Genomic DNA, 26,544 nt, shown 5'->3' with positions numbered 1-26,544 from the left:
GCGGGCTTGCGGACTATATGGCGCGGCCGTCTAGCTATTGCCCAGCATTTCACCGAGCAGCGTCGCCTCTTTACGGCTCCCTACAATCAGCGGCGTGCGCTGGTGCAGACTCTCAGGTTTGATCTCCAGGATGCGTCGACTGCCGTCGGTCGCCACGCCACCTGCCTGCTCGGCCAGAAATGCCATGGGGTTGGCCTCGTACATCAGGCGCAGCTTACCCGTCGGATGACGCTCGGTCGGAGGATACAGAAAGATGCCTCCTTTGAGCAGCGTGCGATGAAAGTCGGCCACTAAACTGCCGACGTACCGCGACGAATACGTGCGGCCCGCTTTCCCTTCGCGCAAATGCGTAAGAAAGCGTCGATATGCGTCGGGGAAACTGGCCATGTTCGCTTCGTTCACCGAATAGTACGGTCCGCTCTCTGGCATGGTCATGTTGGGGTGCGTGAGCACATACGCGCCAAAGCTGGGATCGAGCGTGAAGCCGTGCACTCCATAGCCGGTGCTGTAGACCAACATCGTCGAGGCGCCGTACACCACGTAACCCGCGGCCACTTGCTTCAGGCCCTGTTGCAACACGTCATCTTCCGGGCTGCGCAAGGCCGCGCCGTCGAGTTGCCGGCGAAAGATCGAAAAGATCGTCCCCACGCTCACGTTCACGTCGATGTTGCTCGAACCATCCAACGGATCGAAGATCACCACGTACTTGCCATAAGCCGGATCGCGTAGCACGACCACCGGGTCTTCATTTTCTTCCGAGGCCAGCACTCCCACGTTGCCGCGATTGCCCAAGCATGTGAGCAGCGCCTGGTTCGCCAGCACGTCGAGCTTTTGCACCACTTCGTCCTGCACGTTGGTCGTGCCGGTGGTACCGAGCACGTCGACCAGCCCGGCGCGACGGATCTGCGCGGCGACCACCTTGGTCGCCAGCGTGATACCCGACAGCAGCCACGAGAACTCGCCACTGGCATGCGGTCGGTGGCGTCGCTGCTCGTCTTGAATGTGTTGCTGAGCAGTCAGGAAGACGTTCTTTTCAAACATGGTGACCCATCAGCAGTTGAGGGTGAGTTAAAGATCGCAATTATTCGCGGTTACTCCAAAAGACGCAACGACCCCGAATCACAACGCGATTCATAGAGGCGCGCGATGAAAATTGTCATCCCCGGCGGCTCGGGCCAGGTAGGCAACGTGCTAGCCCGGTATTTCCATAAGTCCGGACATAATGTCGTCGTCCTAAGTCGGCAGCCACGAGCCGCCGCTTGGCGCAACGTCTATTGGGACGGTGAGACCGTCGGCGACTGGGCCGCGGAATTCGAACAGGCCGACGCCGTGATCAATCTGGCCGGCCGCAGCGTCAATTGCCGGTATAACAATCGCCATCGGCGGCAGATCATGGAATCTCGCGTGCGCTCGGTGCGGGCTGTCGGCGCGGCGATCAACGCCTGCCAGCAGCCGCCGCGCGCGTGGTTGCAAATGAGTACGGCCACGATCTACGCGCACCGCTACGACGCCCCTAACGACGAACTGACGGGCATTCTCGGCGGTAACGAACCGCACGCGCCCGACACCTGGCGTTTTAGCATCGAGGTGGCCCGTGCCTGGGAGCAAACGTGCGACGAGTTCGTCACACCTCAGACCCGCCGCCTCAAGCTTCGACTGGCGATGTTGATGAACGTCGATCGAGGCGGCACATTCGATCTGCTGCTGTCGCTCGTGCGTCACGGCCTGGGCGGCAAGTCGGGCAATGGCCGGCAGTACATGTCCTGGATTCATGAACAAGACTTCATCCGCGCGGTCGAGTGGCTGATCGAGCACTCGGAAATCGAGGGCGTGGTGAATCTGGCCGCGCCGAATCCCTTGCCTAATGCCGACTTCATGCGAGGGCTGCGCGCGGCGTGGGGCGCGCGTTTCGGCTTGCCGGCCACGGAATGGATGTTGGCGATCGGCACACGCCTGATGCGGACCGAATCGGAATTGATCCTGAAAAGCCGGCGTGTCGTGCCCGGGCGTTTGCTCGAGGCGGGGTTCGCCTTCGATTTCCCGCACTGGCCTGCGGGGGCGCGCGAACTATGCCAGCGTTGGAGAGCCGGCAACGCCAGGTCCGCGCAGAATCGGTCCAGCGTTGCTGCGAATTCGGCCGAGCAAGGCGCCTACAGCTTCAGCAACACCACGAACGGCGCCATCGGCACGCGTCCATAACGTTGCATGCCGGCAAAGATCACTGTCGGAATCAGCGGTGTGGCGCTAGCGATGAATCCGATCAGGGCCACATACAACCAGCCGTGCCTGGCGTGCTTTCGTCCGCAGCGGCCGCGAGGCATTACGGCGTGATACCACCCCACGCCCAGCACACTCAGCAAAACGATGCTCACCACGATCACGGCCGCGATCGACAAACCCACCGGCACGGTTGCCAGCGGAACGAATGAGCGTCCGCGCAGCAAGGGCAAAGAGTCAGCCAGGCTAGCAAATCGCGTCATGCCAAGGCCATCCTTCGCGAGGGTCTATTTCGGCCCAGTTTTGAAGATTCTGGCGCCGATCTTCTTTGGCTCGCCGCTGTGGCTCTCCAACAGCCCACCTTCGTGGTTGCGGTGGGCAACCGATTCGACTTGCTCGCGCACTTCCTGCCGCACCTCTTGGGCGCGCTGCTTGTCGAACTTCAGCCGCGGGCGTCCGCTGGTCCAATCGACCGTGGCGATTCCAGTCCCCAACAGCGCCAGCACGATCAGGACCGCCAGCCGCGCACCCCAACGGGTGCTGACGATCGCCCGCACGGGCGCCGGCAAGCTATAAGCGGCCGTGCTCACCACGGCTTGGGCAACCGACTTGTCTTTCTTTCTCGACTTGGCCATGCAGAATTGCTCCGAGCAGACGCATCGTAAATCGGCAACGTCCTTGGCACGCCCGGCCGAAGGACGCAGGAAGTGGGTCGCAGTTATTAACCGAAACGGACCGCCGCGCCCAGATCGAATTCGCTTGCTATCAGCCCGACACGGCAGCGCAAATCCGTTCGTCGCTGGCCACATCCGCCGGCGGCGGCGGGCGTGAGGTATGCTTCCCGTAGTAAGCGAAAGCAATGCATCTGCAGTTCCGCGACGCTTCCGCTCCTCACATCCAGGAGATCCGCCATGCCGCGCACCGCATTCGCCCTGGAACCCAACGAAGGCGAAACGTTTGACGCAGGCCCGTTTCATATTGTCACCCGGATACACGGCGACGAATCAGCGCAGGCCTTCGAACTGTACGACCTGACGATCGGCCCGGCCACGGTCGACTATCACGTCCACCACACGATGGACGAGACGCTGTGCGTTGTCGAAGGAGAGGTCGAATTCAACCTGGCCGGCGATTTATTCACACGCCCGGCCGGTTCGGTGGCCTTTGTCCCGCGCGGCGTCCATCACGGCTTCACGAATCATGGCCCGCAGCGCGCCCGGGTGCTGATCACGTTCAGCCCCGCTCGATCGCAAGACGAGTATTTCCGGTTGCTGGAAAAACTGTTCGCGGCAGCAACGCTAGACACCGCGGCGCTCGCGGATCTACAACGGCGTTACGATCAGCAACTGGTCGCTGCCGAAGCATGCCACGCGTGACCGCATGTTCCGTGATCTCGCGGGAGGTGCACCGGCGCGGCCAGGGCCGATGCTCATGCCGCTCCGCCGGGCAGTAATGGCCCGGCGTTAGGAGGCGTTTGCCGGATCGGGGGGCGTCGGTTACCATCCTAACTGGCTGTCACGACCCATCCGGTTCACAGCCCACGATTCGGGGCGTAGCGCAGTCTGGCTAGCGCACCTGCTTTGGGAGCAGGGGGTCGGAGGTTCGAATCCTCTCGCCCCGACATACCGATATACGGCCCGTCACGGCAGTCTGTGACGGGCCGTTTCTGTTGCGGCACGGGCGGCGTTAGTGACTTCTGCCCGCGGGCCGTTAAAGCCATCCGCCGCTGAGCGTGAGTCCCTGGGTGCTATCCTGGCGCAAGCGCAAACGGGCCAACGTCTGATCTCGGCCGACAAACGGTCGTATTGCGGGAGTCTCACCGACATGAGGAATAAATGAGACCTTAGATCGCTGCGGTGATTCTCGTGGGCCGCTCTGAGGCTGCGCTTGGTGGGGCGTTGGCGGCGGGTCGTCAATAGTGCGTGTAAACCGACTGGCTCACCGATGAGAGCGAGCAATCGCGCGCCGGCGGAACAGCAGCAGCGCGGCAGCACATGTCGTCAGCAATACACAAGTCGACGGTTCAGGCGCCACGGTGATGGCAGTCGGGGAGCCCAAGCCGGTAATCAGCGAGGCATTCACGGCGCTTCCCGAGGTGGTGTATTCGCCGATCGTGGATTGAGCCGCGTCGACCACAAACAGATTTCCCTCGAACGCGGCGATGCCGTAAGGGGCGACTACTCCGGGGATGAGCGACGAACTCTCGAGGGCCCCCGTGCTGGCGTTGTATTCGGCAACCGAATTGAGGTTGGTGACAAACAGGTTCCCGCCCGAGACGGCGATTCCAACCGGATAATTGTTCCCGTTAGAAGTCAACCCCGTAACCAACGTCTTGTGAATCACGGCGCCCGTCGTGGCGTTGTATTCGCCGATCGATCCGCTTCCCGGAACAAATTCCGTGCTGCTGCCAAAAGTACCGGCGTTCGCCACAAACAGATCATTTCCCGACACCGCAACGACGGACGGGTTGTTCAACCCCGTGACCAGTGAGGCTTTCACGGTCGCCCCTGAGGTCGTGTACTCACTAATCTTGTTGTTTTGGGTGTTCGCCACAAACAGATTCCCTCCAGACGCAGCGACCCCGAGGACGAGTCCCAGGTCAACGGGCAGTGAGGCGTTCACAGTCGCTCCGGTTGTGGCGTTATAGGCGCCAAGCTGTGCGCCCCCCAGCGAACTGCCGGGGCTGAGGACAAACAGATTGTTTCCGGACACCGCGACGCCTACAGGCGGGCCCGTTATCCCCGGCTCGCTCGGGACCACCGTGACCAGCGTGTTCTGCACTGTCGCGCCCGAGGTGGGATAGGCGCCAATGGTGTTGTCGTCAACGATATAGATTTCGCCGGCAATTGCGGATAGAGACCATCCAACGGTCGCGACGGCCAGCGCTACGATTTGGAGAACGGAAGCTGCTTTCGACTTCATTAGCGGTCTTCCTATATTTGAGCCGGCGCTCGCCAATCGGCCGTCGAAGAAACCCAGAAAATCTCTCAGCCAGGATTTCGCTAGTCGATCTTGAATTGCTGACTCGGCCGAGAGGGCGAGCTACGGACTTCCCGATTCTGAATAATCTTCGTGTCGAATGCAAATCTGCAAGCAAAACGTGGGCTCCGCCCAGTTTGTTGGCGACCCGCGGTGCGACAAATTCCGAATCGGTTCCGCAAACCCTTTCATTGCTGTTAGTCGTGCCTGCGGTGGGTGACGTACCGAACTCGCAGGCGGGAGTCTCGATTTGCCATCTCGCAATTCAACGCCCTGAAATCGCGTAAATCCGAAATCCGATGGTTGTTGAGAAACGACCTCGCGCAATGCGGCAACGGATGGCATCGACGACTATGTCCTAGAAGCTAAGACGCGTGGACATTTCGATTGACGCGCCGGACGTGCAATAGGTGGCGTTGCGGTCGAGTGTAAAGCCGTCGGCCAGCCTATGACGCCGGCCAGGAAAAGTTCTAACGGTGTCTTGTTACCACGACTCATCACAACTTCAACTCCCGTTGTTCGTTGCCAAGGCGACTGGCGACGCGATTTGAACTTTCTATAGAATTGTGAGTGCTTGGCGTTCAAGCTCGGAGACCCGAGCAAGAGTGTCGGGGATGGTGCCGGATTGCTCACATGAATACAGCCGACCAACAACTACTGTCTGCGTTCGACGGCCATCACGTCGACAAAGTGCGTATCGCACTCGAGGCCGGGGCGAACCCTGTTGAACCGATCCGCGGCAAATCGCCGGTCGACTGGCTACTCGAACAATATGAGCGATCTGACCGCCTCGGCGATTGCCTTCGCTTGTTGTTCGCGCGGGGGGCTACGCTTCGAGACCCAGTGGTCGCGCCCGTGCTCTTGAACGATGTCGAGGCAATCAAGGCTGCCATCCAGGCAACGCCATCATTGCTGCAACACAGGACGACGCTGGTCTCTGCGTTCACCCCGCTCGTCGGTGTATCACTGCTTCACGTGGCAGCGGAATATGGAAACTTCAACGCCGCGCGCGCGCTCGTCGAAGCCGGAGCCGACGTCAACGCGCGGGCAGAAGTTGACGAACACGGCCTCAACGGGCACACGCCGCTATTCCACACCGTGAACTCAATCCATAACCGCTCCGAGCCGATCATGCGATTGCTGCTCACTACTGGCGCCACCACCGATACCCGGCTTGCCGGCATCACTTGGGGCAAAGGATACGAGTGGGAAACGACGTTTTTTGACGTCACGCCCATTACGTACGCTCAAATGGGCCTGTTGCCTCAAGTCCACCGCAACGAAGGCGAGATCTATTCCAACCTGAAATGTTTATTGGAAGCATCGGGGCGGAAGGTTCCGCCGCTAGGAAACGTTCCAAATCAATACTTGCGGCCCAAACCACATCGCTGAGTCGCTAGTCCTTCCGGCGATCGCGAACCCGTTCCAGAAGGTCGAGGAGCACGTCGTGCAATTCGTCACACTCGCTTTGCCCGTCCTGACCTGACGAGTTCAAATCCGGTTGCCAATTTGGGCAAGGCAAACCCGGCTCGAAAATTCTTTGGATGATTTGTCTAATCTCGATCCCGCCATTCGACTACACGGTGAAGGCAAGGCAATCGGTCCGCCCGAAGACCGTTGAGGAAGACGTCCTGAGAAAAGCTCGTTGAATCGAATTCGTCTCCCTTGATGGTGTCATACAATCCCCAGGCGAGTCAGAGGATCGCTTCGCGACAGGCTGGAAGCTCCAGCCATGACGTGCTGTGATTAGAAACCAGTGTGACGGAGGATTTCAAATGCGAAAGCTGAAACTCATCGAACATATCTCGCTCGACGGCGTGATCCAGGCCGGTACGGACACCGACGGCAATTTCCCCTATGGCGACTGGAGCGGGCCGTATCGCACTCCTGCTGGTTTAGCGATGATCCTTTCGGAATGGGGCGAGAGATTCGATCTGCTGCTTGGCCGCCGAACCTACGATATGTGGTCGGGTTTTTGGCCTAAGGCACCGAAGAGCCCGATGGCGGACAGGCTGAATGCGGCGACGAAGTATGTCGTAACCCACCGGCCAGAGAGCCTGGAATGGGGTCCGTTCAAGGGCATTGGTCCTGACCTCGTGGAAAGTGTTCGCGCCATCAAGGCGAAGGACGGGCCAGACCTGATCCTGTCGGGCAGCTCGACGCTGACTTCGGCGCTGCTCGAGCATGGGCTCGCGGACGAGATGCTGCTGCTAGTCAATCCTGTCCTGCTGGGCCAAGGGAAGCGTCTTTTCGCGGCCGGAACTCCGGCGCGTGCATTTGCGTTCGAGAGCACGAAAACTTCGCCAACGGGCATACTCGCCAACTGCTACAAGTTCGTTGGACCGTTGCAAAATCTGAGATAAGGATCGCCTCAGATGCATTAATGATGGTCGTGATACAGCAACGTGTAGCTTCGTAGCATGAGCGCTGTCCGCGGCATCTCTGCAGCCTTGATCATTTCCGCCGCCTCGGCGATCAGCGCACGTCGGAGCAACTAGTGTCATGAGAAAAGTCGTTGCGCTTGCCTTTGTCTCGCTCGATGGGGTCATACAAGCCCCGGGCGGGCCTGGCGAAGATACCAGTGGCGGCTTCGCATATGGCGGGTGGCTCGCTCCCTATTCGGATCCCCTGGTCACAGCGGCCGTCAAAAGCCAAATGAACATGCCGTTTGACCTGTTGCTGGGGCGCAAAACGTTTGATATTTGGTCAGCATACTGGCCGCAACACCATGACGTTTGGCCGGGCGTGAATACGGCGACCAGGTACGTCGCCTCGAACACCCCGCTGGCCATAGGGTAGCTGCGTTTCAGATCCTGAAGGTGGGAACGCATTTTTTCATCCCCCGCCTGGCGCGAATTCCCCTATTCTTGGTCGCCCGCACGTCAGCATCGGGTCCACGGCGGCCTACATACGGATGAAAAGAGAGTTTTTGACCAATTCGTGCCTCACCCGGCATGTCCTATCCAAAGGGCCCGACCATGCACATGAAGACACTTTTGCCGGCGGTTGCTTTGGCGGCGATGCTGGGCTTCGGTCAGGTTGCCCAAGCCGACATTCTGACGATCCTTCCGCTGGTCGGGGGCGGTCCGGCCTCCGGGGCCGATTATGTGACATTCGACGACCTGCCTGCGGGGGCCGTTGGTGGTACGGCCGCCAATGCATCAGGCTCGGCGGATGGCGGAAGCATTGGAGTAGCGTTCACACCCGACGCCCAAGCGGTGAGCGGTTCTTCCTCCGGCTATTACGCCGCACCGTATCTTTCTGGCGACAACGGAACCGCCTTTGGTCAAGGTGCGGGCCAGGACGGTACCCAGTACATCACCAGTGGCAGCGACGGCGACGGTACGACAAGCTCTGCCGTCACTCTTTTGTTCAATGGTCCTCAGGAGTATTTGGGGCTGCTGTGGGGATCGGTCGATTTGTACAACACGTTGAATTTCTACAATGGCAGCACGTTCGTCGGATCCATTAGCGGTGGCGACGTCAACGCCGTAGCGAACGGCGATCAGGGTGCGAATGGAACCTACTACGTGAATATCAACTCGGCCTTACCGTTTGATACCGTTGTGGCCGTAAGTACTCAGTACGCATTCGAGTTTGACAACGTCGCCTATGCGGGAGGCCAAGCCAATCCCTCGGCCGTCGGCCTGACGGTTGCTCCCGAGCCGGGCAGCCTGATCGTTTGGTCGCTCCTCGGTCTGACCATCGGCGGCACCAGCTGGCGCCGCCGCAACCGGTCGGCCTAGCGCCGGATCGCTCCAGGTCGGACGTATCCATATCCGGCATCGACCAGCGGCACCGGTTCAGAAATCCGCGCCCGCCAGGGTCTCATACTCTTTGTGCCCTCGGGCGATCGGCGTCGTGCCGAACATATTCCTCGGCACCCGCCTTCAAACTTGGTCGCCGCACTCGGTTGGCCGGTTCCGCAGCGAATCGTGCCGGTAGTGATGGTCGCACGCGCGTCTCTCTATGCGAAACGATTTGACGAAACGGCTAATGGTGGGGTCTTAAATAGCATGCCATCTCGGCGACGGGTCATGACGTCGCCTGATCCCGCAAGAAAGTCGTGCATTTCGGCCCGTTCGACTTAATTGCGCGTCACGCAGGGAGCGGCAGTTTGCATCGTTGCTCCCAGCGTTATGGAAGGCCTTACCCGCGACCAGCAGGTATGCGGAGGGGCGTTTCATATCTACCGCTGCCGTCCCATCGCCGTGGGCTGGTTAGCCCTAAATTGTGATTAGACGTAGAATCTGCTTGCGTACCGCGTTCGACAGGACTGCCCGTCGTCGTTCGGCGTGACAAGTCCGGAGGCAGGACAATGTCCATAAATTCAGGCACAAGCCCGGACAACTTCAACGAATCTGCGCAGCAGAAGCCAAGATTCTGGCTCACTGCGTTGATCGTGCTCGGTATTCTAGCCTTGCTCGCCTGCTTACTATTGCCGGCCGTACGCAACGCGCGGCCAGCCGCCCGCCGCGCACAATGCGGAAACAATCTCAAGCAAATTGCGCTCGCGCTGCTTAGTTATGAACGCGATTACCATGCCTTGCCACCTGCCTACACAGTCGACGCAGTCGGCAGGCCCCTGCATAGTTGGCGAACGCTGATCCTGCCCTATCTTGAGCAGCGAAACCTCTACGAGACGATCGACCTGTCGAAAGCCTGGGACGATCCTGCGAACGCGGAAGCCTGCCAAACCCCGCTAACGATGTTTCATTGTCCCGCAGCCGACATTCCACAGAACCACACCACTTACCTGGCAAGCGTGGCAACTAACGGCTGCTTTCGTCTGACAGAGCCCAGGCATTTGTCTGAAATCAGCGACGGAATGCCGGAAACGCTGATGGTGATCGAAGTCGCGCCTCAGCAGTCGGTCCCTTGGATGGCTCCCACGGATGCTGATGAATCGCTCGTGATGGGTCTGAGGCCGGCATCCAAGCTGGCACACAACGGTGGAGTGAATGCGGCATTTTGCGATGGCAGAGTCGTTTTTATTAACGCTAATTTGCCTGCTGCTGCACGCCGCGTCGTTATTTCGATTAGCGATGGGGACCACGTTGCAGACGATAACGAGTAGTGATCTCAGGTCGTAACCTGAGGGACTCGGTATCGAGAGTGGCTCGACGCCCCGCGTCGATTCCACCGCACGAACGATCTACTACTGTTCGGCGCTCGCGCGGACGGATCGAATGAATGCTCGATTGCGCAATCGATTCCCACCATCGCACAAGTCAAACACCACGATCGGTACCAGCCAACTGGCCCACGGCGTCACTTGATCGATCCACAGTGCCCCAACACCGGTCACGGTGGCAAGCCCGCCGAGCATTCTGAGCACCACGGCTGAACTGAGGAGCAAGAAGCTCCGCCACATCCAGCGACGATGTTCAGCAAATCGCCGTTTCACTGCCGATCGCCATCCCATGGCCGTGCAAATTGCCGTGGCTATGGCCAAAGTAGCAAATCCGCAGGCCGCGATCGGCCCCGCCTCGGCATGAAACGCCATCCACAGACCACTGGGCGCCACGAACAATAAGACTCCGAGGACTTGCAAACGCCCCAGCACACGATGCCATCGAGGAAACCATTGCCGAACATATTCACTGAGCAGCACCAGTCCCAGGATGAGCGCGAGGGGCCCGGACACGATATGGGCATAGAACACCCAATGATAACTGCCTGCGAAGTATGCTTCCCGCCCGCGCAGAAAACCGGAATCGAAGTTCGGTGGAATATAATCGCGATAATTCAGCAGTACACTGCCGGTAACCTTAAGTATCAACAGTGCCGCCACGACCGAGAGAATACGCCGCGCCGCGGCCGAGCAGATGGTGTGCATCACAAGATTCAATGGTCCGACGAGACGGTTCGTTCCGACTTCGGCCGTGGTTGTTTCCCAACTGACTTGCGACCGAGTGACTAGATCCTCATTGGACTCGGCCTGAGCAACGGATTCAATTGCCAATGTCGCACCCAGACGCCCCGGATGTCCGGTAAGCCAAGCGGCCCTGCCGCCGCATTGATCTTTCGCCCGCGCTTGGCGTCTCTTACTCGCCCCCCCCCCTCGCGCGCGCCTTTTTCCCCACGGCTCTTGACTTGTTTACAGCACGTCGATAAATTGCTTCTTATTGACGCGGTGTAAACGGATGGGACCGCCGGGTAGCGGAGCCCAGCGCAGGAGGGATCACATGACCCACGAAACGCGACCGGCGCTCAGCGATGCAGAACGCCAGGTCCTCATGGCCCTCTGGGATCACGGGCCGGATACCGTTCGTGAAATTCACGAGCTGCTCAGCGGGCAGGGGCAGCAGTGGACCCGCTCGACCGTGATCACGCTCTTGCAGCGGCTCGAACGCAAGGGCTACGTGGCCAGCGACCGCAGCCAATTCGCCTTCGTGTTTCGCGCAGCGGTCTCGCGCGAGGACGTCATGCACCAGCGACTGACCGAAGTCGCCCAGGAGCTTTCCGCCGGCGAAGCAGCTCCCTTGGTGCTGGCCTTTGCCGAACGGCATCGCTTCACCGCCGCAGAGATTCAGCGCTTTCGCCAGATGATCGACCAAATGGAAGCCAAACGTACCCCGCGGCGCAAGCCGGGCAAGTGAGTCACCTTTCGCCCCTCGAGGCCAACATGACTATCTGGTGGTGGGTCGCGCAGCACGTGGCAACAACCGCTCTGTTGGTGGCCGCGGTCGCGCTTGTTTGTCGCCTGATTCCTACGCGCCCCGCGCTCGAGCATGCCTTATGGCTGGTCGTGCTGTTGAAGTTTCTGCTGCCGCCCGTGGTTGTGTGGCCCGTCGCGGCCCCCGATTTCCCGTCGCTGTTGGCTGATCGCGTGGAATCGCTTACACCAACAGGCGACATCAATGCGTCGGAAATCCAGCCAGAACGAGCGCCGCGGTCCGATAACAAATCACGCCTGGCAGGGCAGCCGAGCGACACTGGTCACGAAGTCGATCTGGCCGAGCAACCATCCACGGCAAAACCCTTGGCGGCAGCAATGACTTCCGAGTTTGCCGTCGCCGGAACATCCCCAAACGCGATCGGACCCGCGGCGGATGTCTCAGCAGACACGGTCACGTACGACACAAAGCCGTATGCGCCACGCTCGGCCGTCGCGCTGGCCCTACGATCCTGGGGTACAGAGTTCACGCCCGTTCGCTTGCTGTGCATCGCGTGGCTGGTTGGCAGCGTCGTGGTGTCGATCCGACATATGCGCATGATCACACGCTACGCCCGCTTGGTGCGCGAGGCCACGGCCGCGCCTGATTACCTGTCGGCCGAGAGCGTGCGGCTGGCCCGCGAGTTTGGCGTGCGGCAGATTCCACTCTTCGTCGTCGACGGGAACTCGTCGCCGTTCGTGTGGTGCTTGGGCCGTTTGAAGTTGATTTGGCCAGCGACGCTCGCCGACCAAACCGAGTTCGCGCGCTGGCAGGGCATCATGGCCCACGAGTTGGCCCACGTACGCCGTGGCGATCACTGGACAGCCTGGCTCGAGCTCACGGCTGGCATCATCTGGTGGTGGAACCCGCTCTACCTGTTCACGCGCCGGCGGCTGCGCGAATCGGCGGAGATCGCCTGCGATGCCTTGGCCGTCAGCACGCTGCCTGACGGGCGACGTGCCTATGCCGAGGCCTTTCTGGCACTCTCGCTGCCCCCCTGCTCGTTGGAACCTGTGCCCGCGTTGGGCGTGCGCTCGCGCGACCGTAAATCCTTTGAAAGGAGGCTGTCGATGATCCTCTCTCACCGTGTGGTCAGCAAGATCTCGTTGCCGGGGCTGGTCACGGTTGCCGTGCTGGCGATTGTCGCGGCGCCCAGTTGGACGCGTGGCCAGGTCGAACCGGCAAGCAAGCCCACGGCACCAACGGTGGAGGCAGTGGGGCCCGCATCGAACGTGCCACTTGTCACAACGATAGTGGAAGAACCGGGCTACTTGGGCGCAGCAGTGCTACCGGCAGTAACCGAAAATCCATCCGCCGGCCCACAAGCAAGTGCAACCCCGGCCCCGGCCGCTTCGACCCTCGCCGCCGTTGAAACTGACGGTGCCACCGAGCCTGTCACTACGCCCGCCGCTAACTCTGACGCCGACCCTTGGCCGGCAGCGACCGACGAACCCAAGATCAAAGTCATCGTCGGCACGACCAGCGAGATCGTCACGCCCAAAAAAGTGATCTCCCGGGCTCAGATCTTGGACCTAGCCATCGCCACTGTCACGCAGACTGCCGTCCATAAAATTGAGCTCAAGGGGCGCAAAATCGGTTCGACCACGCTGAACTTGTGGGACGACGAGAACAATCTGAAATCGTTCGATGTTGTCGTCCAGACGGCGGCCAAGAATCCGCAGGACGTCGACACCATTTTATTGAAGTCAACCGGCATCGTATTGAAAAACCCTGTCGTGGCGGCCGCCGCAGCGCCGCGCTCCGGCTCGTCCACGGCGCTCCTCGCGGGGGCACAGCCGGCTGCTCCGAAAGCCCCGGTCGCTGTCACGCTGGAATCGGCAACGTACCCCACTCAGCTGTCGACTCCTGCTGTCGAAAGCGCGCAGCCCGTACCGTCGGCCAAAACCACGACGGTCGTGGCGGCGGCCGCAGGATCGGTCGAACAGCTTGACGTCACGAGCTTGGGCATCGCGCTGATCGAAGCCCGCGGCGAATTGAACCTTGCCGAAAATCAGGTGAGCGGTCTGGCCGAGAAGTACGAACACGTCGGGACGAACACCTCCGCCATGGAAATAAAGGCCGCGAAAATCCAACGCGAGACGGCCAAACAGAAGCTGGATTTTCTGACCAAGATCGTCCAGACGGCGTACGATGAAGCGATGCGCGAGCTGGGCGACCAACGCAAGCTCGTCGCTCGCACAAAGTTGCTGGCCTCGCAACGCGCCATCTCGTCACAACAACTTGAAGAGGCGCACCGCCAGCTCAATACCGCTGCCGCCCGATTGAAAGCCCTCGAGGCATTCCCCGGGATCAAGATTGATGACGTTACGACCGAGTCCAACGAACGGCGCCGCTAAGCCGAACGCGCGCCGGGCCGGAGTTCACTCAGTGTCAGGTCGACGCCGGGAGTGCACGTCAATTCACTCGCTGGCAGCACTGTCTTGCCGGCGGCAAACGCTTGCCAGCAGCACTCCCTCGTCCACGGCACAGGATTAGAGCGGCGCAAAAACTACAACGCCCGTGATAATCGCCACGACCGCGACCACACTCCACAGCAGCAACGAAACGATCCCGTTTGCAAAGCAGAGCTTCAAGAACAAGTTGACTGGCTCGCCGGCCACAAGCCGCTCGGTCGTGATGTCCTTGAGCACGAGCGCCGAACCTAGTGCGGCGCCCAGCACGGCCCCGACCAGGGCGACGCCTAGCACCATCGGCAGCTTATCTGCCGACCAGCCCGGCTTGGCCGGATTATCGACGACCGTGCGAATCATCGATGTCAGGAATATCAGACCGACGACAAACGCCACGGCCGGCACTTTCAACCAGCGGTAGTTGGGGTCGTTAATGAACGGCTCAAGGAATCTGAGTAACCGCAGCATCGTCTAGCACCGTTCTTCAGTGGGTGTTACACGGTAGTTTTCCGCGCCGCCAAAAGGCGCGCTTCTGACGGGCATTTACAAACGCCCTCCACAGTCGACGCATCGGGCGCGCCGTATCTCAGATTGTAAATACTCACGCAGCGGTTTCTAGCGCGGCGCCGGTCACCGCATTCCATTCGCGTGTAATCCGCACGAATGGAATTCTCGCCTCTCGGCTTGACATTTTAGTTATTACTAAATAATATGCTTCTCAGTCGGCACATGCGACGGCCAGTAAACCGCGAACAACAGGGGCGGACCAAGCCGCGCACGTGCCACAGCGACAAGTACTTATTCTGCTGAATCGCCTATGTGAGGACAACAAAATGCCCACCGAATCGCACGATACGACGCGCCGAGGACACGTATTCATCGAAGGGGATCGCGCCACGATCGTCTTCAAGCGTCTGCTGCATCACGCGCCGGAGCTGGTCTGGGAAGCCATCACCAATCCCGCCGACCTGCGCGAGTGGCTGATGTGTTCGTCGGCCACGATCGAGGGGCGCGTCGGCGGCGCGGTCGATATGGTGGCCGGACCCGCCCAGTTTCACGTGACCGGCAAAGTTCTCACCTGGCAGCCGCCGCGCATCTACGAACATGAATGGAATGTCGCCCCGGTGCCTCCCATGCCCAACGGCGAGAACGCGATTTTCCGCTACGAATTAATGCCGCAAGGAAGCGATACGCTGCTGACGGTTACCTACCGCCGACTTACGCAGCAGACGGCCCGCGGCTTTGCCCCCGGCACGCACGTGTTGCTCGATCGGCTCGAGGCGCAGTTGGACCATCGGCCGCTGCCGAACTGGATGCCGCTCTTCGAGGAACTTCTCGCGCTCTATCCGGAATGGACGAAGTAACGCATGCGCCCCGCTCAAGAGAATGACGTATTCCATGCGATCGCGCATCCGGCCCGCCGCACGATGCTCGCCCTGCTCAGGCAGGGGGAACGTCGGGCGAGCGACCTGGCCGAGCCGTTCGGCATTTCCTTCTCGGCCATATCGCAACACTTGAAGATCCTTAAGGACGCCGACCTCGTTTCCGAACGTCGCGAGGGACGCCAGCGGATCTATCACCTTCGCTCAGCACCGCTCAAAGAGGTGTGGGCCTGGGCGAACGAGTTCCAAGACTTCTTCGCCGCGCGGCTCGACGCTCTGGAGAAACATCTCGATAAAAAACATAAGAAGAAAAGACTCTAGCGCCCCGCAAGAATCCTCTCCCCTTGCGACGGAGGACAGGGTGAGGGGCAAAAACGCTCCGCCATGCTGAGCGCCACGCTAGGAAAACGCTTCGAACTGCTCCCAACCCTTCCCCGCCCAGGATGCAGATCGGGCATCCGTCAATCGTCGATCGATTGATAGGCCATTGTGGCGAAGTCGAGGCACACGTCCGGCGGGACGGGCGACGTGAACGCGCGCTGCGTCAACAGGATCGTGATCATCTGCTCGCACGGGTCCGAAGTCCAAGTCGTCCCCAGCCCGCCGTTCCAGCCGTATGTGCCGATGCTGCCGGCTACATCGTCACGCCGCGTCACGATCGAAACGCCGAATCCCCAGCCGTGGCTATCGAAATAGCCCGCGGTCAGGCCCGAGAGGGCCTTCTGCTCGCGGGTCAAATGATCGGCCGTCATCAATTCGACCGACGGGCGCGAAAGGATCCGCTCGGCGCCGACCTTGCCGTAATGGAGCAGCATTTGCGCGAAGGCCAGGTAATCGTCGACCGTCGACACCAATCCTCCGCCGCCGGCCGGAAACGCAGGCGGCTTGGCCCAATCTCCTCCCACGGCCGAATCATAAACGGTCAGCCCGCCCGTCGCGGGATCCGCCGCATAGCTTGTCGCCAGGCGATCGATCTGTGCTGTCGGCACGCTAAAGCCCGTGTCTTTCATCCCCAACGGCTCGAAGATGCGCTCGCGCAAAAAAACGTCCAGCGGCTTGCCCGCCGCCCGCGCGACCAACACGCCCAGCACGTCCGATCCGATATGATACGTCCACCGCTCGCCCGGCTGGTGCAATAGCGGCAGCGCGCCGAAACGGCGGATCCATTCGTCGGGCGCCGGAGGCGATTGGGGATGGGGCGGCGCAAGACCTCGCAGTACTTCATCGATCCCCTTTTGAATCGGATACGTTCCGGGCCGGGCCATCACGATGCCCGATCCGAGCCGAAACGTCAGCAAATCGCGGAGCGTGATCGGCCGCACGGAGGGCACCGTATCGTCGAGCGGGCTGTCGAGCCGCGTGAGCACGCGACGATTTGCCAACTCGGGCAGCCAACGATCGACCGGGTCGTCCAGCCGCAAATTACACTCTTCGACCAGGATCATGGCAGCCGCGGCAGTGACCGGTTTAGTCATCGAAGCGATGCGAAAGATTGTGTCGCGGCGCATCGGATCGCCGCCGAGCGTCTTCGCGCCAATCGTATTGACTTGCGTTTCGCCACGCCGGCTGACCAGCGTCACCAGGCCAGGCACCTCGCCACGAGCCACATATCCAGCCATGCAATCGTGAAGCCGGCCAAGCCGTGACTTCGACAGGCCACCGCCAGTAGTCTTTCCGCCATTCATCGCGTGAGTGCTCACCAAAGTAGTGTCCGATGAAAACTGCTTTGCTTGTTTACAACTTCTAACCACCCGCCAGCGCCCCGATAATCACAAACGGTTCCTTTCCCAGGGCAACCGCATTTGGCAGCGGTGCATCGGGCATCTCGTGCGACAGATCCTCTTCGCAGGCAAAGAACCGAACGAACGGGCGCCGCCGGCGCGTGATCTGGTCGCGGATCGCTCCGCGCAGCATCGGGTAGCGGGCTTCGAGCGCGTCGAGAACGGCACTCTGCGTGACTGGCGTCCCGACGTCGAGCTCCACCTCGGCCGAGGTGTGCGCCAGAATCCGCAGCGGCGTCGGCAGCATCACGCGAATCATGGCAATGTCTGCACCTCGACCGAAAGCACCGCCGGAAGATCGCGAACAATCGGCGCCCAATGCTCGCCCGCATCCGCCGAAGCATAGACCTGTCCCCCGGTCGTGCCGAAATAGATGCCGCTCGGTTCGAGCGCGTCGGTCGACATGGCGTTGCGCAGCACGTTGACGTAGCAATTCTCCTGCGGCAGGCCATTTGTCAGAGCTTGCCACTCGTTCCCGCCAGTGCGACTGCGATAGACGCGCAGCTTGCCGTCCAGCGGAAAGTGCTCGGCGTCGCTCTTGATAGGTACGACATAGATCGTGTCCGGCTCGTGCGGATTCACGTCGATCGGAAAACCAAAGTCGGTCGGCAGGTTTCCGCTTACCTCGTGCCAGCTGTCGCCAAAGTCGTCGCTGCGCATTACGTCCCAATGCTTCTGCATGAACAGCACGTGCGGGCGCGAGGGGTGCAGCGCGATGCGATGCACGCAGTGACCCACCTCGGCGGTTGGGTTGGGAATTTGCGCCGAATGCAAACCGCGGTTGATCGGCAGCCACGACTGGCCGCCATCGTCGGTGCGAAACGTGCCGGCGGCCGAGATCGCGACAAACAGGCGCTGCGCATTGCTGGGATCCTGCACGATCGTGTGCAGACACATGCCGCCGGCGCCCGGTTGCCATTGCGGGCCGGATTTGTGCTGACGCAAGCCCGATAACTCATGCCACGAGGTGCCGCCGTCGACCGAGCGAAATAACGCCGCGTCTTCCGCGCCGGCATAAACCGATTCCGCTTCGCTGAGCGATGGCTCCAGGTGCCAGACCCGCGCAAACTCCCACGGATGCTGCGTACCGTCGTACCATTGATGCGTGCCGGGCACGCCGTCGTAGGCAAACTTGTTGCCGACCGGCGCCCAACTCTGCCCGCCGTCGTCCGAACGTTGAATGATCTGGCCAAACCAGCCGCTCGATTGCGAAGCATATATGCGGTCCGGGTTCACGGGCGAGGCTTTCAGATGATAGACCTCCCAGCCGGCAAAGTGCGGGCCGCTGACGCTCCACCGCTTGCGCGTGCCGTCGGCCGTCAGCACAAACGCTCCTTTGCGCGTGCCCACCAACACTCGTAGTTTGCTCATAGAGAATTCCTTGCGGAGCTTTGAGAGGATGCCGCGGGTGATTGCTTCGTTCGCTGGTCTCGGGCGATGTTCTCCCCGCTCATGCAACGGGGGGCGTTACCTGCCGCAGCGGCGCCAGGGCGCGAACACGTGGCTCGCGCAGGTAAAGCGCTAGCCACACCAACACGCCGGCAATCACGGCCGGTGCGAAGTTTTCTTGGGCGCGGACGTGCGTCGCCACCGCGCCTCCCAGATATCCGGTAAGCAAAATCGCCCCCAGGACCGCGGTTTGCGGCACGACGTACAACACCACGCAAACCAGTTCGGTAATGGCCAGCGGAACTAGCACGGTCGCCGGGTAACCGTGCTTCTCGACAAAGTCCTTGGTCAGTTCCTCCGAAGCAGTCAGCTTGCCCGAGGCGCTAAACAGCATTAGCAGCGTCACCAGGCCGGAAACCACCCAGCCGGCCCACATCAATTTCTTGTTCACGGTCGCCATCGTTTGTCCTTTCGCAGGAATGAGTTCACATGCGCGCCAGGTTTTCGGACAGCCGGTAGACTGCGTCTGGCAACGCCGCTACTGCTTTTCTTTCGCCGCGACCGTGGCGTTCATGTCCGTGAGCCCCTTGGCGAACTGCTCGCCGATCATTTTGTCCATGCCCATGAACAGTCCGATCATCTTAGTGACGAAGTTCTTCTCGCCATCCATGCTCCAGGTCACCATGGTGTGATCCCCTTCAGGCTGAAAGGCGAATTCCGCGGTGCAGGTCGATTCGTAGGGTTTGAGAAAATCGAGACGCAGCCGCACCAATTCGTCGGGCCGGCTCTCGATGATCGTCATGCTCCCTTCGCCCACATTCTTATCACCCACCCAACGCGAGATCGCACCTTTTCCCTCGGCAGGACCCTCGTAGGTCGTTTTCACATTCGGGTCGAGTTTCAGCCACGGATTCCAGGGCTCCCAGTTCCGGATCACGTTCACCTGCTCGAAGGCCACCTGCGGCGGCGCCGCGATGCTCGCTGACCGAGCGATGTGAAACGACGACGGCTGCAACGCCACCACGACGATGAACAACACGATGACCAGAACCACGCCAGCGAGGATTTTTATCCACATCGCCATGCGCCTTTGCAATAAAGTTTCGAAGTGATTGCCCCTAACCCTGCCCCCTCCCGCAAGTGGAGAGGGTTTTAAGTCACGAACTTTGACCGATGACCGTTTCTCGATGATCGACGATCAATAATCAATGAACGACGATCCATCAGTAGCGCGCATCGGCCGTAGCGCAGATGCTGCTCGCTAGCTCATATTTTCTTTACTGCCGCACCAGCACCATCCAAGCCACGCCAAACCGGTCGGCCAGCATGCCGAATAGTGGCGAGAAAAACGTCTTGGCCAGCGGCATCTGCACTTGTCCGCCGTCGGCCAGCGCGTTGAACAACCGCTCGGCCTCGGCGTCGGTCGCGACGCTCAACGACAGCGTTACTCCCTGAAATCCCCCCTTACCCTGGCAGCGGCCGTCGGAAGCCATAACATCGGATTCGCCGATTTTCAGGCTGGCATGCATCACCTTGTTTTCCGATCCAGGCGTCAGCATGCCGGGCTCGGCCGCCATAGGGCTGTCCTTGAAACGCATCAGCATGGTTACTTCGGCGCCGATCGCTTTGCGATAAAACTCGATCGCCTCGTCGCAACGACCATCGAAGTTCAAATACGGACTGATCTGCATGGTGTGTCTCCCGTGCTGCGGTTGTGAATAAACATATCAGGACGCTTGCCGCCCATCATCGCGTTTCGTCCCAAACTCGGCCCGCCATCCCTCTAGAATTGGTTTTCTGGAATTCTGGCGTCTCAGCTCTTTGCCGCTTGATTTTTCATCCGCGCCACATGCTCTTCGAGATGCGCGAGCGTCTGATGGCCAAGTTCCACAGCTCCAAAGCCGATCGTGTAATCGCGTTGTTCACGGGTCAGGAAGAGCGTCCGCAGCGTAACGCGCGTCGTCGCCCCTTGCTCGTCGAAAGTCACCGTCACCTGAAAATGGGGGGACCCAGAATCGTCATCCGATCCGTGCGAATACTCTAACCGCGTGGGTTTCACGACCTTGCTGTATACAACCTTGTCGTGATAGTCCGTACCGTCCGGGCCGTGCATGGTGAATCGCCACACGCCGCCGGGGCGGACCGTCATCTCATGGACCGTCGTTTTAAAGCCGTCTGGTCCCCACCATTGCGCCACGTGCTGGGGATCGGTCCAAGCCTCGTAAACCAGGTCGCGCGGCGCGTTGATCACGCGCGTGAGCACGATTTCGCGATCCGTTTCGTTGGCGCCATCCGTGCCGGCAGCCGCAGCGGGGACGTTTGCCAGGCTTCGGCTATACGCGGTTGCCACGTGTGCCGCCAAACGCTCGAGGGATTGCGACCACCCTTCGTTCATGCCCGACAGATACGGCGCCGCGCCGTCTTTCGCGTTCAGGACGCGCGCCCGCAGGGTCAGCGTCGTTTTGCCGCCGTGCTCGGCAAACGTCACGGTGTTCAAGATCTCGAACAACCAGCCCCCCTGCCCATCCGATACACCGCTACGAAATACGATCCGCTCAGGCTCGATAATCTCGTCGAACTCGCCCAGCGATGGATATACGGTGCCGTCGGGGCCGCGCATGTCGATCCGCATTTTGCCGCCAGTCCGTACGTCCAATTCACACACGGGATTGGTGAATCCGTGCGGCCCCCACCACGCGGCCACATGCTGCGGATCGGTCCAGACTTCGAAGACTAGCGCCCGCGGCGCGTCAAAAACTCGCGTCAGCACCAGCTCGGGCACCTCGGCGTTGGCAGGATTATTTTTTGCGACCATGTTTCTTTGCCTTCTTTTGCAGCTCTTGCAGGTATTCGTCGAGACGGTCGAATCTTTCTTCCCAATGGCGGCGATAATGCTCAACCCACTCGGCCACCTCCTTCAGCCGCGCCGCTTCGAGCCGGCACGGGCGCCACTGAGCCTCGCGACCGCGCGCCACCAGCCCGGCGCGTTCCAGCACTTTTAAGTGCTTAGAGATCGCCGGCAGCGTCATCTCGAACGGCTTGGCAAGCTCGGTCACCGAGGATTCCCCCGTCGACAGCCGTGCCAGAATGGCCCGCCGCGTTGGGTCGGCCAGGGCCGCAAACGTCGTGCTGAGATGATCGGACTGCATCTGTATTTAACCGACTGGTTACTTAACTGATTGGTAAACTACATGCCCAATGGCTTTCTGTCAACGTGGCCGTCGAAGAATATTTTTTTCTCTGCTTGATGCTTGATCGCGCAGTTCACATGCCCGAGGGCACATTGCCTGGACGCCGTTCGGCGTGGTGCGTCAGCCGCCGGCTTGCGCTCGCCGCTCGGCCGCGGCCCGCATGTTCGCCAGATTATGCGCCCAACCGTCAGGCATGCCTTCGCGATGATCGGCCGCGATGTTTCCAATGGCTCGATGGACGAACGACAGACGCGTCGTCGCAGGTTCCTGCGTCAATCGGTATTGCACGTGGTTGATCGCCGTGGACGACATGCACAGGGGACCGCAAATCTCTAGCAACGTGGGCGGCTTGATCACTTGCACATGACCCCAAAAGTGCCCCGCGTTGTTCCCCAGGTCGCGATACCAGCGCCCGCTGGGCCACGCCTCGAGCTTCATCGGCAGCGCATTGCCTGGGCCGGTCTCCATGTGCGGACCCAGGTGTTCGAGCAGCGTTTCGAACACGATCTCGATTGGGGCAGAGATAATCTCGTCGCGGACGATTTCCAGCGATGAAATGCCCAGCTCGGTAGCGACCGTTGCCATGATTATGCTCTAGGAGACTTTGGTGCTTTCAAAAGTTCGCGCGATCACTCGCGCGCTTTCCGTTCAGCCGCTTGCTTGATGCGCGAGAGCTGGTGCGTCCAGAATCGTTCGTACGTCTTGACCCAATCGTGCACGGGTTTCAGTTCCTTGGCGTTGAGCTGATAGAGCCGTTGCTGGCCCTGCTTGGTCACCGACACGATGCCAACTTTGCGGAGCACACCGAGATGCTTCGACACGGCCGGTTGCGGAATCTGCAAACGCGTCACCAGATCGCCGACGGCGTGCCTGCGACCGCTGCGTAGCAGGTCGATGATCTCGCGGCGGCGCGGCTCGGCAATGGCATTGAACACATCGGCGGTGGTGGCGGCTCGTGGCATCTCCGAAGTCTATTCCTGCATGGGAATATGTCAAGCATAATGCTCGCGACTAGGCCCTGCCCTGCTGCACTCACAAGTTCGATCCACAGAGGACGCAAATCTCGCAGATAAAGAACACGACAATCGAGCAGCGCTTCGCAACTCTGTGGCACTACGATTTTCGAACAAAGCCGCCGGAATAAGCGTTTCTTTGTTGACAAATAAATTTGTCAATGGCAGACTGGGGGCATGACAAACGCTCTCATGCTTGACGTGCAGATCATCGACGACCCGGTCGCCGCGTCGGCCGCCTTGGACCCCACCCGCGGACGCCTGCTTGCCGAACTGGGCACGCCAGCCTCGGCGGCCACGCTCGCCACGCGCGTCGGCATCGCGCGTCAAAAGATCAACTACCACTTGCGCACGCTCGAAGCTCATGGCCTGGTCCGCGTGGCCGAAAAACGCAAGTGGGGAGGTCTTACCGAGCGATTGCTGGTGGCCACGGCCTCGTCGTATCTCGTCTCGCCCACGGCCCTGGGGCCAGTGGCCACCGAACCCGGTCGTATCGTCGATCGCCTCTCGGCCGGTTATCTGATCGCGCTTGCGGCGCGGGTCGTGCGCGAAGTCGGCGCCCTGATCGCGCGGGCGCGCGAGACCAACAAGCGCCTGGCGACTCTCTCGATCGATACCGAGATCCGCTTTCGCAGCGCCGCCGAGCGCGCCGCCTTCACTCGCGATCTGACCACCACCATGACAACACTTGTAGCGCGCTACCACGATGCGTCGTCCGCCGGCGGTCGCGCCCATCGATTGATTGTCGTCGCGCATCCTCTTCCTAATAAACTGCCGCAGGAGAAACAGTCATGAGCCTGCACAAAGAACCGTCGGGGCGTCGTTCCGTTCAAGTCGAAATCGAAGTCCCCGGCACGCCCGAGCAAGTTTGGCAGGCGATCGCGACCGGGCCGGGCATCTCGTCCTGGTTCGTACCCAGCGAAGTCCAAGGCCGCGTCGGCGGCAAGGTCGTCGGACACTTCGGCCCGGATCTCGATTCACTGGCCACGATCACCGCCTGGCAACCGCCCGAGCAATTTGCCGCCGACAGCCAGGACCTGGGACCAAGCGCGCCGGCATTGGCCACGCAGTGGTTCGTCGAAGCCCGCGCAGGGGGCGTGTGCCTCGTCCGGGTCGTACATAGCCTCTTCGCCAGCAGCGACGACTGGGACGATCAACTCGAAAACGTCGAAGAGGGCTGGCCGACGTTTTTCCGCATTTTGCGGCTCTATCTATCGCATTTCTCGGGTCAGTCCTGCGCGATCGTACCACTAGTGGCGGTCGCCGCCGGCCCGCGATCGCAGGCGTGGAAAACGCTCACCGAATCGTTCGGCCTGACCCGCGCACAATCGGGAGAACGTTGGAGGGCGCCGGCCGACGCGCCGCGCGCGGCCGGGATCGTACAAGAAACGGGCGCCGGCAAAAATCATTTTTACGCCCTGGTGCGACTCGACGAGCCGACGACCGGAACCTGTTCACTGATCGTCAATACGGTCGGCGAGACCGTCTACGTACAAGTCAGCTGCTATTATTACGGCGCCCAAGCGACCGAAATCGCCCGCCATGAAGGACCACACTGGCAAACATGGATTGAGAAACTGTTTCCCGCAACCGCCGCAAAATCATAAGACCAGACCACATGAACCCATCACGCCTCGGGCGAGAGTACGAAGCGCTATACGCACCGGCCCAAGATGTTACAGCACTGAATTTTTCCGCGTAATCTGTGAAACCTGTGGATGAATATCCTCTAGATATATAGACGACGCGGCGATCGCGATGCCCTGGCGCTGGCGGGACGACAGGGTAGATTGGCCCCAGGCTTTTGGCACCTATTGATTCGGGAGACCGTCGGTTCATGTGGAAAAAGATTCTGCTGTCGTTCGTGGCACTTTGTGCCATCATCGTCCTGTTCGTGATCTACGTCAGCGTGCAACCGAGCGATTTTTCGGTCGAGCGATCGACGACGATCGCCGCGCCGCCGGCCGCGGTCTTCGACAGCGTCAACGATCTGCAAAAATGGGACGCCTGGAGTCCCTGGAAAGATCTCGATCCCAATGCAAAGTCCACCATCTCGACCCCCTCGGCCGGCAAGGGGGCCAGCTTCACCTGGGATGGCAACGAACAGATTGGCGCGGGGAGCTTGACCATTGTCGAATCGGAACCGAACGACTCGGTCGATGTCGATCAGGAATTCATCAGGCCCTTTGCTGGCAAAGCGCGCATGGCGTTCCGATTCGCCTCGGTGCCCAACGGACTGGCCGAACCGGATACTAAAGTCACCTGGAAGCTCTCCGGCACGAACGATTTTTTCGGCAAGCTGATGTGCCTGTGCACAGACATGGACGCCGTGCTGGGCAAAGGCTTCGAGCGCGGCTTGGCCACGATGAAGAGTGCCCTGGAAAAGAAGACTGTCGAGCCGACCCAATCTCCATCTCCGCCTCAGTGACCCGGGCGCGGCGCTCGCTACAACTGCACGGCGACGACGCGAAAGCCGATGTGGTCTGCGCGCCGTTCCGGTTCGAAACGCAGCCGGAACGCCGAGCGGCAAGGCCATCCTTCGTCGGCCCAGCAGCCGCCGCGACGGACCCGTGACTTGCTTCCCGTTCGATTGCGCTGCGCCGTGGTTTGTGCCAAGTAGAGGTCGGGATCCACGCCGCCAGGCAATTTCAGGTGATGCCAATCGCGGCACCACTCAAAGATGTTGCCGTGCATGTCGTGCAGACCCCAGGCATTGGCCGGATAGCTCCCGACCGCCGCAGCCCGTTTGAGCGACGGCCCCGTCTCGGCGCCGTTGTACGGTTTCCCCTGAAAATTGGCTTGCTTGCTGCTGAGGGAATCGCCAAACGACGTGGCCGTTGTCGTCCCAGCGCGACAAGCGTATTCCCATTGGGCGTCAGTGGGAAGCCGGAACTCCCAATCCTGCGGCAGCGCGCCCGAGGCATGGGCCAACTCAGAGAGCTTGCGGCAGAATTTTTCGGCCTCGGCGAAGTTGACGCTGTAGACCGGAAACTCGTCCCCTTCGCCGGCCGTGAGCTTTTCTGGAAACTCACCGACCACGCGTTTCCACTCGCCCTGAGTGACCTCGTACTTGCCAATCCAGAAACCGTGGCTGAGCGTCACTTCCACCTGGTCTTCGCCCGGACGTCGCTCCGGCTCGGTCGCTGGGCTCCCCATTAAGAACTTGCCCGGCGGGCACCAGCAAAGTTGGATGCCAGCAACGTCGCGCGCCTCGCCGGCTTTGGCACCGGCGAACGATGGCTTTCCAGCTAGGGCTTTATCGTCGCCCGCGTTCGCGAAACATACGCCAGCGCCCACGACGACCAGCGCGACAAAACCCATGCCCCATCGGCAATCGCTTCGTGACATGATGCGTCCCCCTCGCACGTCGCGGTAGCGGATATTAACCGCGCGCACAGCGACCTATTCTATCTGCAATCGCGAGGGGATGCATGCTGCGAGCGATTCCATGCCAGGCGTGCGACACACCGCAGCCAACGGAACGTTAACTGAGGACCCGTGGCACTGGCATAGCGACGCCAG

31 protein-coding genes and 1 tRNA gene are annotated in these 26,544 nt (G+C 60.7%); 15 read left to right on the top strand and 17 right to left on the bottom strand.

Features of this window, described 5'->3' with window-relative positions:
* Nucleotides 1-30: 30 nt before the first annotated feature.
* A complete protein-coding gene (fbp, locus tag VGG64_17070; GenBank protein HEY1601316.1) occupies nt 31-1,041 on the bottom strand; it encodes a class 1 fructose-bisphosphatase in 1,011 nt (336 codons plus the stop codon).
* A 105-nt stretch (nt 1,042-1,146) separates the two neighbouring features.
* On the opposite strand from fbp, the gene VGG64_17065 reads away from it, so the two are divergent.
* The gene (locus tag VGG64_17065) at nt 1,147-2,199 is read left to right on the top strand and encodes a TIGR01777 family oxidoreductase (GenBank protein ID HEY1601315.1); all 1,053 of its coding nucleotides are present in this window, start codon (nt 1,147-1,149) and stop codon (nt 2,197-2,199) included.
* Here VGG64_17065 and VGG64_17060 read toward each other — a convergent pair.
* Both VGG64_17060 and VGG64_17055 read right to left on the bottom strand, forming a co-directional pair.
* The gene (locus VGG64_17060; protein HEY1601314.1) at nt 2,151-2,480 is read right to left on the bottom strand and encodes a hypothetical protein; all 330 of its coding nucleotides are present in this window, start codon (nt 2,478-2,480) and stop codon (nt 2,151-2,153) included. The two genes, VGG64_17065 and VGG64_17060, sit on opposite strands and share 49 nt — an antisense overlap.
* A gap of 24 nt (nt 2,481-2,504) precedes the next feature.
* On the bottom strand, nt 2,505-2,852 hold the full coding sequence (locus VGG64_17055; protein HEY1601313.1) for a hypothetical protein: 348 nt from the start codon (nt 2,850-2,852) through the stop codon (nt 2,505-2,507).
* 276 nt (nt 2,853-3,128) lie between these two features.
* Here VGG64_17055 and VGG64_17050 point away from each other — a divergent pair, with 276 nt between their 5' ends.
* Nucleotides 3,129-3,593, top strand: coding sequence for a cupin domain-containing protein (locus VGG64_17050; protein ID HEY1601312.1), 465 nt, complete (start codon nt 3,129-3,131; stop codon nt 3,591-3,593).
* 170 nt (nt 3,594-3,763) lie between these two features.
* Nucleotides 3,764-3,838, top strand: a tRNA-Pro gene (locus VGG64_17045).
* Nucleotides 3,839-4,155: 317 nt separating this feature from the next.
* Here VGG64_17045 and VGG64_17040 read toward each other — a convergent pair.
* On the bottom strand, nt 4,156-5,139 hold the full coding sequence (locus tag VGG64_17040; GenBank protein ID HEY1601311.1) for a hypothetical protein: 984 nt from the start codon (nt 5,137-5,139) through the stop codon (nt 4,156-4,158).
* Nucleotides 5,140-5,829: 690 nt separating this feature from the next.
* Between VGG64_17040 and VGG64_17035 the strand changes: the two genes are divergently transcribed.
* The 5 genes from VGG64_17035 to VGG64_17015 all read left to right on the top strand — a co-directional run bounded on the left by VGG64_17035 (nt 5,830) and on the right by VGG64_17015 (nt 10,273).
* Nucleotides 5,830-6,588 (top strand): ankyrin repeat domain-containing protein, encoded by a 759-nt coding sequence (locus VGG64_17035; protein ID HEY1601310.1) that lies wholly within the window; start codon nt 5,830-5,832, stop codon nt 6,586-6,588.
* A 383-nt stretch (nt 6,589-6,971) separates the two neighbouring features.
* A complete protein-coding gene (locus VGG64_17030; protein ID HEY1601309.1) occupies nt 6,972-7,559 on the top strand; it encodes a dihydrofolate reductase family protein in 588 nt (195 codons plus the stop codon).
* Between the two features lie 139 nt (nt 7,560-7,698).
* Nucleotides 7,699-7,995 carry a hypothetical protein gene (locus VGG64_17025; GenBank protein ID HEY1601308.1) on the top strand — a complete coding sequence of 99 codons (297 nt, stop codon included), beginning with the start codon at nt 7,699-7,701 and terminating at the stop codon, nt 7,993-7,995.
* Nucleotides 7,996-8,174: 179 nt separating this feature from the next.
* Nucleotides 8,175-8,942, top strand: a complete 768-nt coding sequence (locus tag VGG64_17020; protein HEY1601307.1) for a hypothetical protein — start codon at nt 8,175-8,177, stop codon at nt 8,940-8,942.
* A gap of 572 nt (nt 8,943-9,514) precedes the next feature.
* Complete coding sequence (locus VGG64_17015) at nt 9,515-10,273, top strand: DUF1559 domain-containing protein (GenBank protein HEY1601306.1); 759 nt, start codon at nt 9,515-9,517, stop codon at nt 10,271-10,273.
* A gap of 81 nt (nt 10,274-10,354) precedes the next feature.
* Here VGG64_17015 and VGG64_17010 read toward each other — a convergent pair whose 3' ends face one another.
* Nucleotides 10,355-11,161, bottom strand: coding sequence for a DUF2306 domain-containing protein (locus VGG64_17010; GenBank protein HEY1601305.1), 807 nt, complete (start codon nt 11,159-11,161; stop codon nt 10,355-10,357).
* Between the two features lie 223 nt (nt 11,162-11,384).
* Here VGG64_17010 and VGG64_17005 point away from each other — a divergent pair, with 223 nt between their 5' ends.
* Nucleotides 11,385-11,798, top strand: a complete 414-nt coding sequence (locus VGG64_17005; GenBank protein HEY1601304.1) for a BlaI/MecI/CopY family transcriptional regulator — start codon at nt 11,385-11,387, stop codon at nt 11,796-11,798.
* A 26-nt stretch (nt 11,799-11,824) separates the two neighbouring features.
* Nucleotides 11,825-14,212: a M56 family metallopeptidase gene (locus VGG64_17000; protein HEY1601303.1), complete on the top strand. Its 2,388-nt coding sequence runs from the start codon at nt 11,825-11,827 to the stop codon at nt 14,210-14,212.
* A gap of 135 nt (nt 14,213-14,347) precedes the next feature.
* Here the strand turns inward: VGG64_17000 and VGG64_16995 are convergent, their stop codons facing one another.
* Entirely contained in the window at nt 14,348-14,734 is a 387-nt protein-coding gene (locus VGG64_16995) for a hypothetical protein (GenBank protein HEY1601302.1), read from the bottom strand.
* Nucleotides 14,735-15,099: 365 nt separating this feature from the next.
* On the opposite strand from VGG64_16995, the gene VGG64_16990 reads away from it, so the two are divergent.
* Complete coding sequence (locus VGG64_16990) at nt 15,100-15,630, top strand: SRPBCC family protein (protein ID HEY1601301.1); 531 nt, start codon at nt 15,100-15,102, stop codon at nt 15,628-15,630.
* A 3-nt stretch (nt 15,631-15,633) separates the two neighbouring features.
* A complete protein-coding gene (locus VGG64_16985; protein HEY1601300.1) occupies nt 15,634-15,969 on the top strand; it encodes a metalloregulator ArsR/SmtB family transcription factor in 336 nt (111 codons plus the stop codon).
* Nucleotides 15,970-16,109: 140 nt separating this feature from the next.
* On the opposite strand, the gene VGG64_16980 is transcribed toward VGG64_16985, so the two are convergent.
* From VGG64_16980 to VGG64_16935, 10 genes are all read right to left on the bottom strand, one after another.
* Complete coding sequence (locus VGG64_16980; protein HEY1601299.1) at nt 16,110-17,348, bottom strand: serine hydrolase domain-containing protein; 1,239 nt, start codon at nt 17,346-17,348, stop codon at nt 16,110-16,112.
* Between the two features lie 43 nt (nt 17,349-17,391).
* Nucleotides 17,392-17,688, bottom strand: a complete 297-nt coding sequence (locus tag VGG64_16975; GenBank protein HEY1601298.1) for a hypothetical protein — start codon at nt 17,686-17,688, stop codon at nt 17,392-17,394.
* Nucleotides 17,685-18,800: an exo-alpha-sialidase gene (locus VGG64_16970; protein HEY1601297.1), complete on the bottom strand. Its 1,116-nt coding sequence runs from the start codon at nt 18,798-18,800 to the stop codon at nt 17,685-17,687. Before VGG64_16970 ends, VGG64_16975 begins: the two co-directional genes overlap by 4 nt.
* Before the next feature lie 79 nt (nt 18,801-18,879).
* Nucleotides 18,880-19,278, bottom strand: a complete 399-nt coding sequence (locus tag VGG64_16965; GenBank protein HEY1601296.1) for a DoxX family protein — start codon at nt 19,276-19,278, stop codon at nt 18,880-18,882.
* Nucleotides 19,279-19,356: 78 nt separating this feature from the next.
* The gene (locus VGG64_16960; GenBank protein HEY1601295.1) at nt 19,357-19,896 is read right to left on the bottom strand and encodes an SRPBCC family protein; all 540 of its coding nucleotides are present in this window, start codon (nt 19,894-19,896) and stop codon (nt 19,357-19,359) included.
* Between the two features lie 199 nt (nt 19,897-20,095).
* Nucleotides 20,096-20,509, bottom strand: coding sequence for a VOC family protein (locus VGG64_16955; GenBank protein ID HEY1601294.1), 414 nt, complete (start codon nt 20,507-20,509; stop codon nt 20,096-20,098).
* Between the two features lie 122 nt (nt 20,510-20,631).
* On the bottom strand, nt 20,632-21,633 hold the full coding sequence (locus VGG64_16950) for an SRPBCC family protein (GenBank protein HEY1601293.1): 1,002 nt from the start codon (nt 21,631-21,633) through the stop codon (nt 20,632-20,634).
* Nucleotides 21,617-21,967 (bottom strand): metalloregulator ArsR/SmtB family transcription factor, encoded by a 351-nt coding sequence (locus tag VGG64_16945; protein HEY1601292.1) that lies wholly within the window; start codon nt 21,965-21,967, stop codon nt 21,617-21,619. Before VGG64_16945 ends, VGG64_16950 begins: the two co-directional genes overlap by 17 nt.
* Nucleotides 21,968-22,129: 162 nt before the next feature.
* The gene (locus tag VGG64_16940) at nt 22,130-22,594 is read right to left on the bottom strand and encodes an SRPBCC domain-containing protein (protein ID HEY1601291.1); all 465 of its coding nucleotides are present in this window, start codon (nt 22,592-22,594) and stop codon (nt 22,130-22,132) included.
* A 44-nt stretch (nt 22,595-22,638) separates the two neighbouring features.
* The gene (locus tag VGG64_16935) at nt 22,639-22,971 is read right to left on the bottom strand and encodes a metalloregulator ArsR/SmtB family transcription factor (protein ID HEY1601290.1); all 333 of its coding nucleotides are present in this window, start codon (nt 22,969-22,971) and stop codon (nt 22,639-22,641) included.
* Between the two features lie 228 nt (nt 22,972-23,199).
* Between VGG64_16935 and VGG64_16930 the strand changes: the two genes are divergently transcribed.
* The 3 genes from VGG64_16930 (at nt 23,200) to VGG64_16920 (ending at nt 25,450) form a co-directional block, all read left to right on the top strand.
* Nucleotides 23,200-23,817: a helix-turn-helix domain-containing protein gene (locus VGG64_16930; protein ID HEY1601289.1), complete on the top strand. Its 618-nt coding sequence runs from the start codon at nt 23,200-23,202 to the stop codon at nt 23,815-23,817.
* Complete coding sequence (locus VGG64_16925; GenBank protein HEY1601288.1) at nt 23,814-24,629, top strand: SRPBCC domain-containing protein; 816 nt, start codon at nt 23,814-23,816, stop codon at nt 24,627-24,629. Before VGG64_16930 ends, VGG64_16925 begins: the two co-directional genes overlap by 4 nt.
* 230 nt (nt 24,630-24,859) lie before the next feature.
* Complete coding sequence (locus tag VGG64_16920) at nt 24,860-25,450, top strand: SRPBCC family protein (GenBank protein HEY1601287.1); 591 nt, start codon at nt 24,860-24,862, stop codon at nt 25,448-25,450.
* Between the two features lie 17 nt (nt 25,451-25,467).
* On the opposite strand, the gene VGG64_16915 is transcribed toward VGG64_16920, so the two are convergent.
* On the bottom strand, nt 25,468-26,370 hold the full coding sequence (locus VGG64_16915) for a formylglycine-generating enzyme family protein (protein ID HEY1601286.1): 903 nt from the start codon (nt 26,368-26,370) through the stop codon (nt 25,468-25,470).
* Between the last annotated feature and the right edge of the window lie 174 nt (nt 26,371-26,544).

The organism is Pirellulales bacterium (genome assembly GCA_036490175.1).
Taxonomy (GTDB): Bacteria; Planctomycetota; Planctomycetia; order Pirellulales; family JACPPG01; genus JACPPG01.
This window is presented reverse-complemented; position numbering and strand designations above follow the sequence as displayed.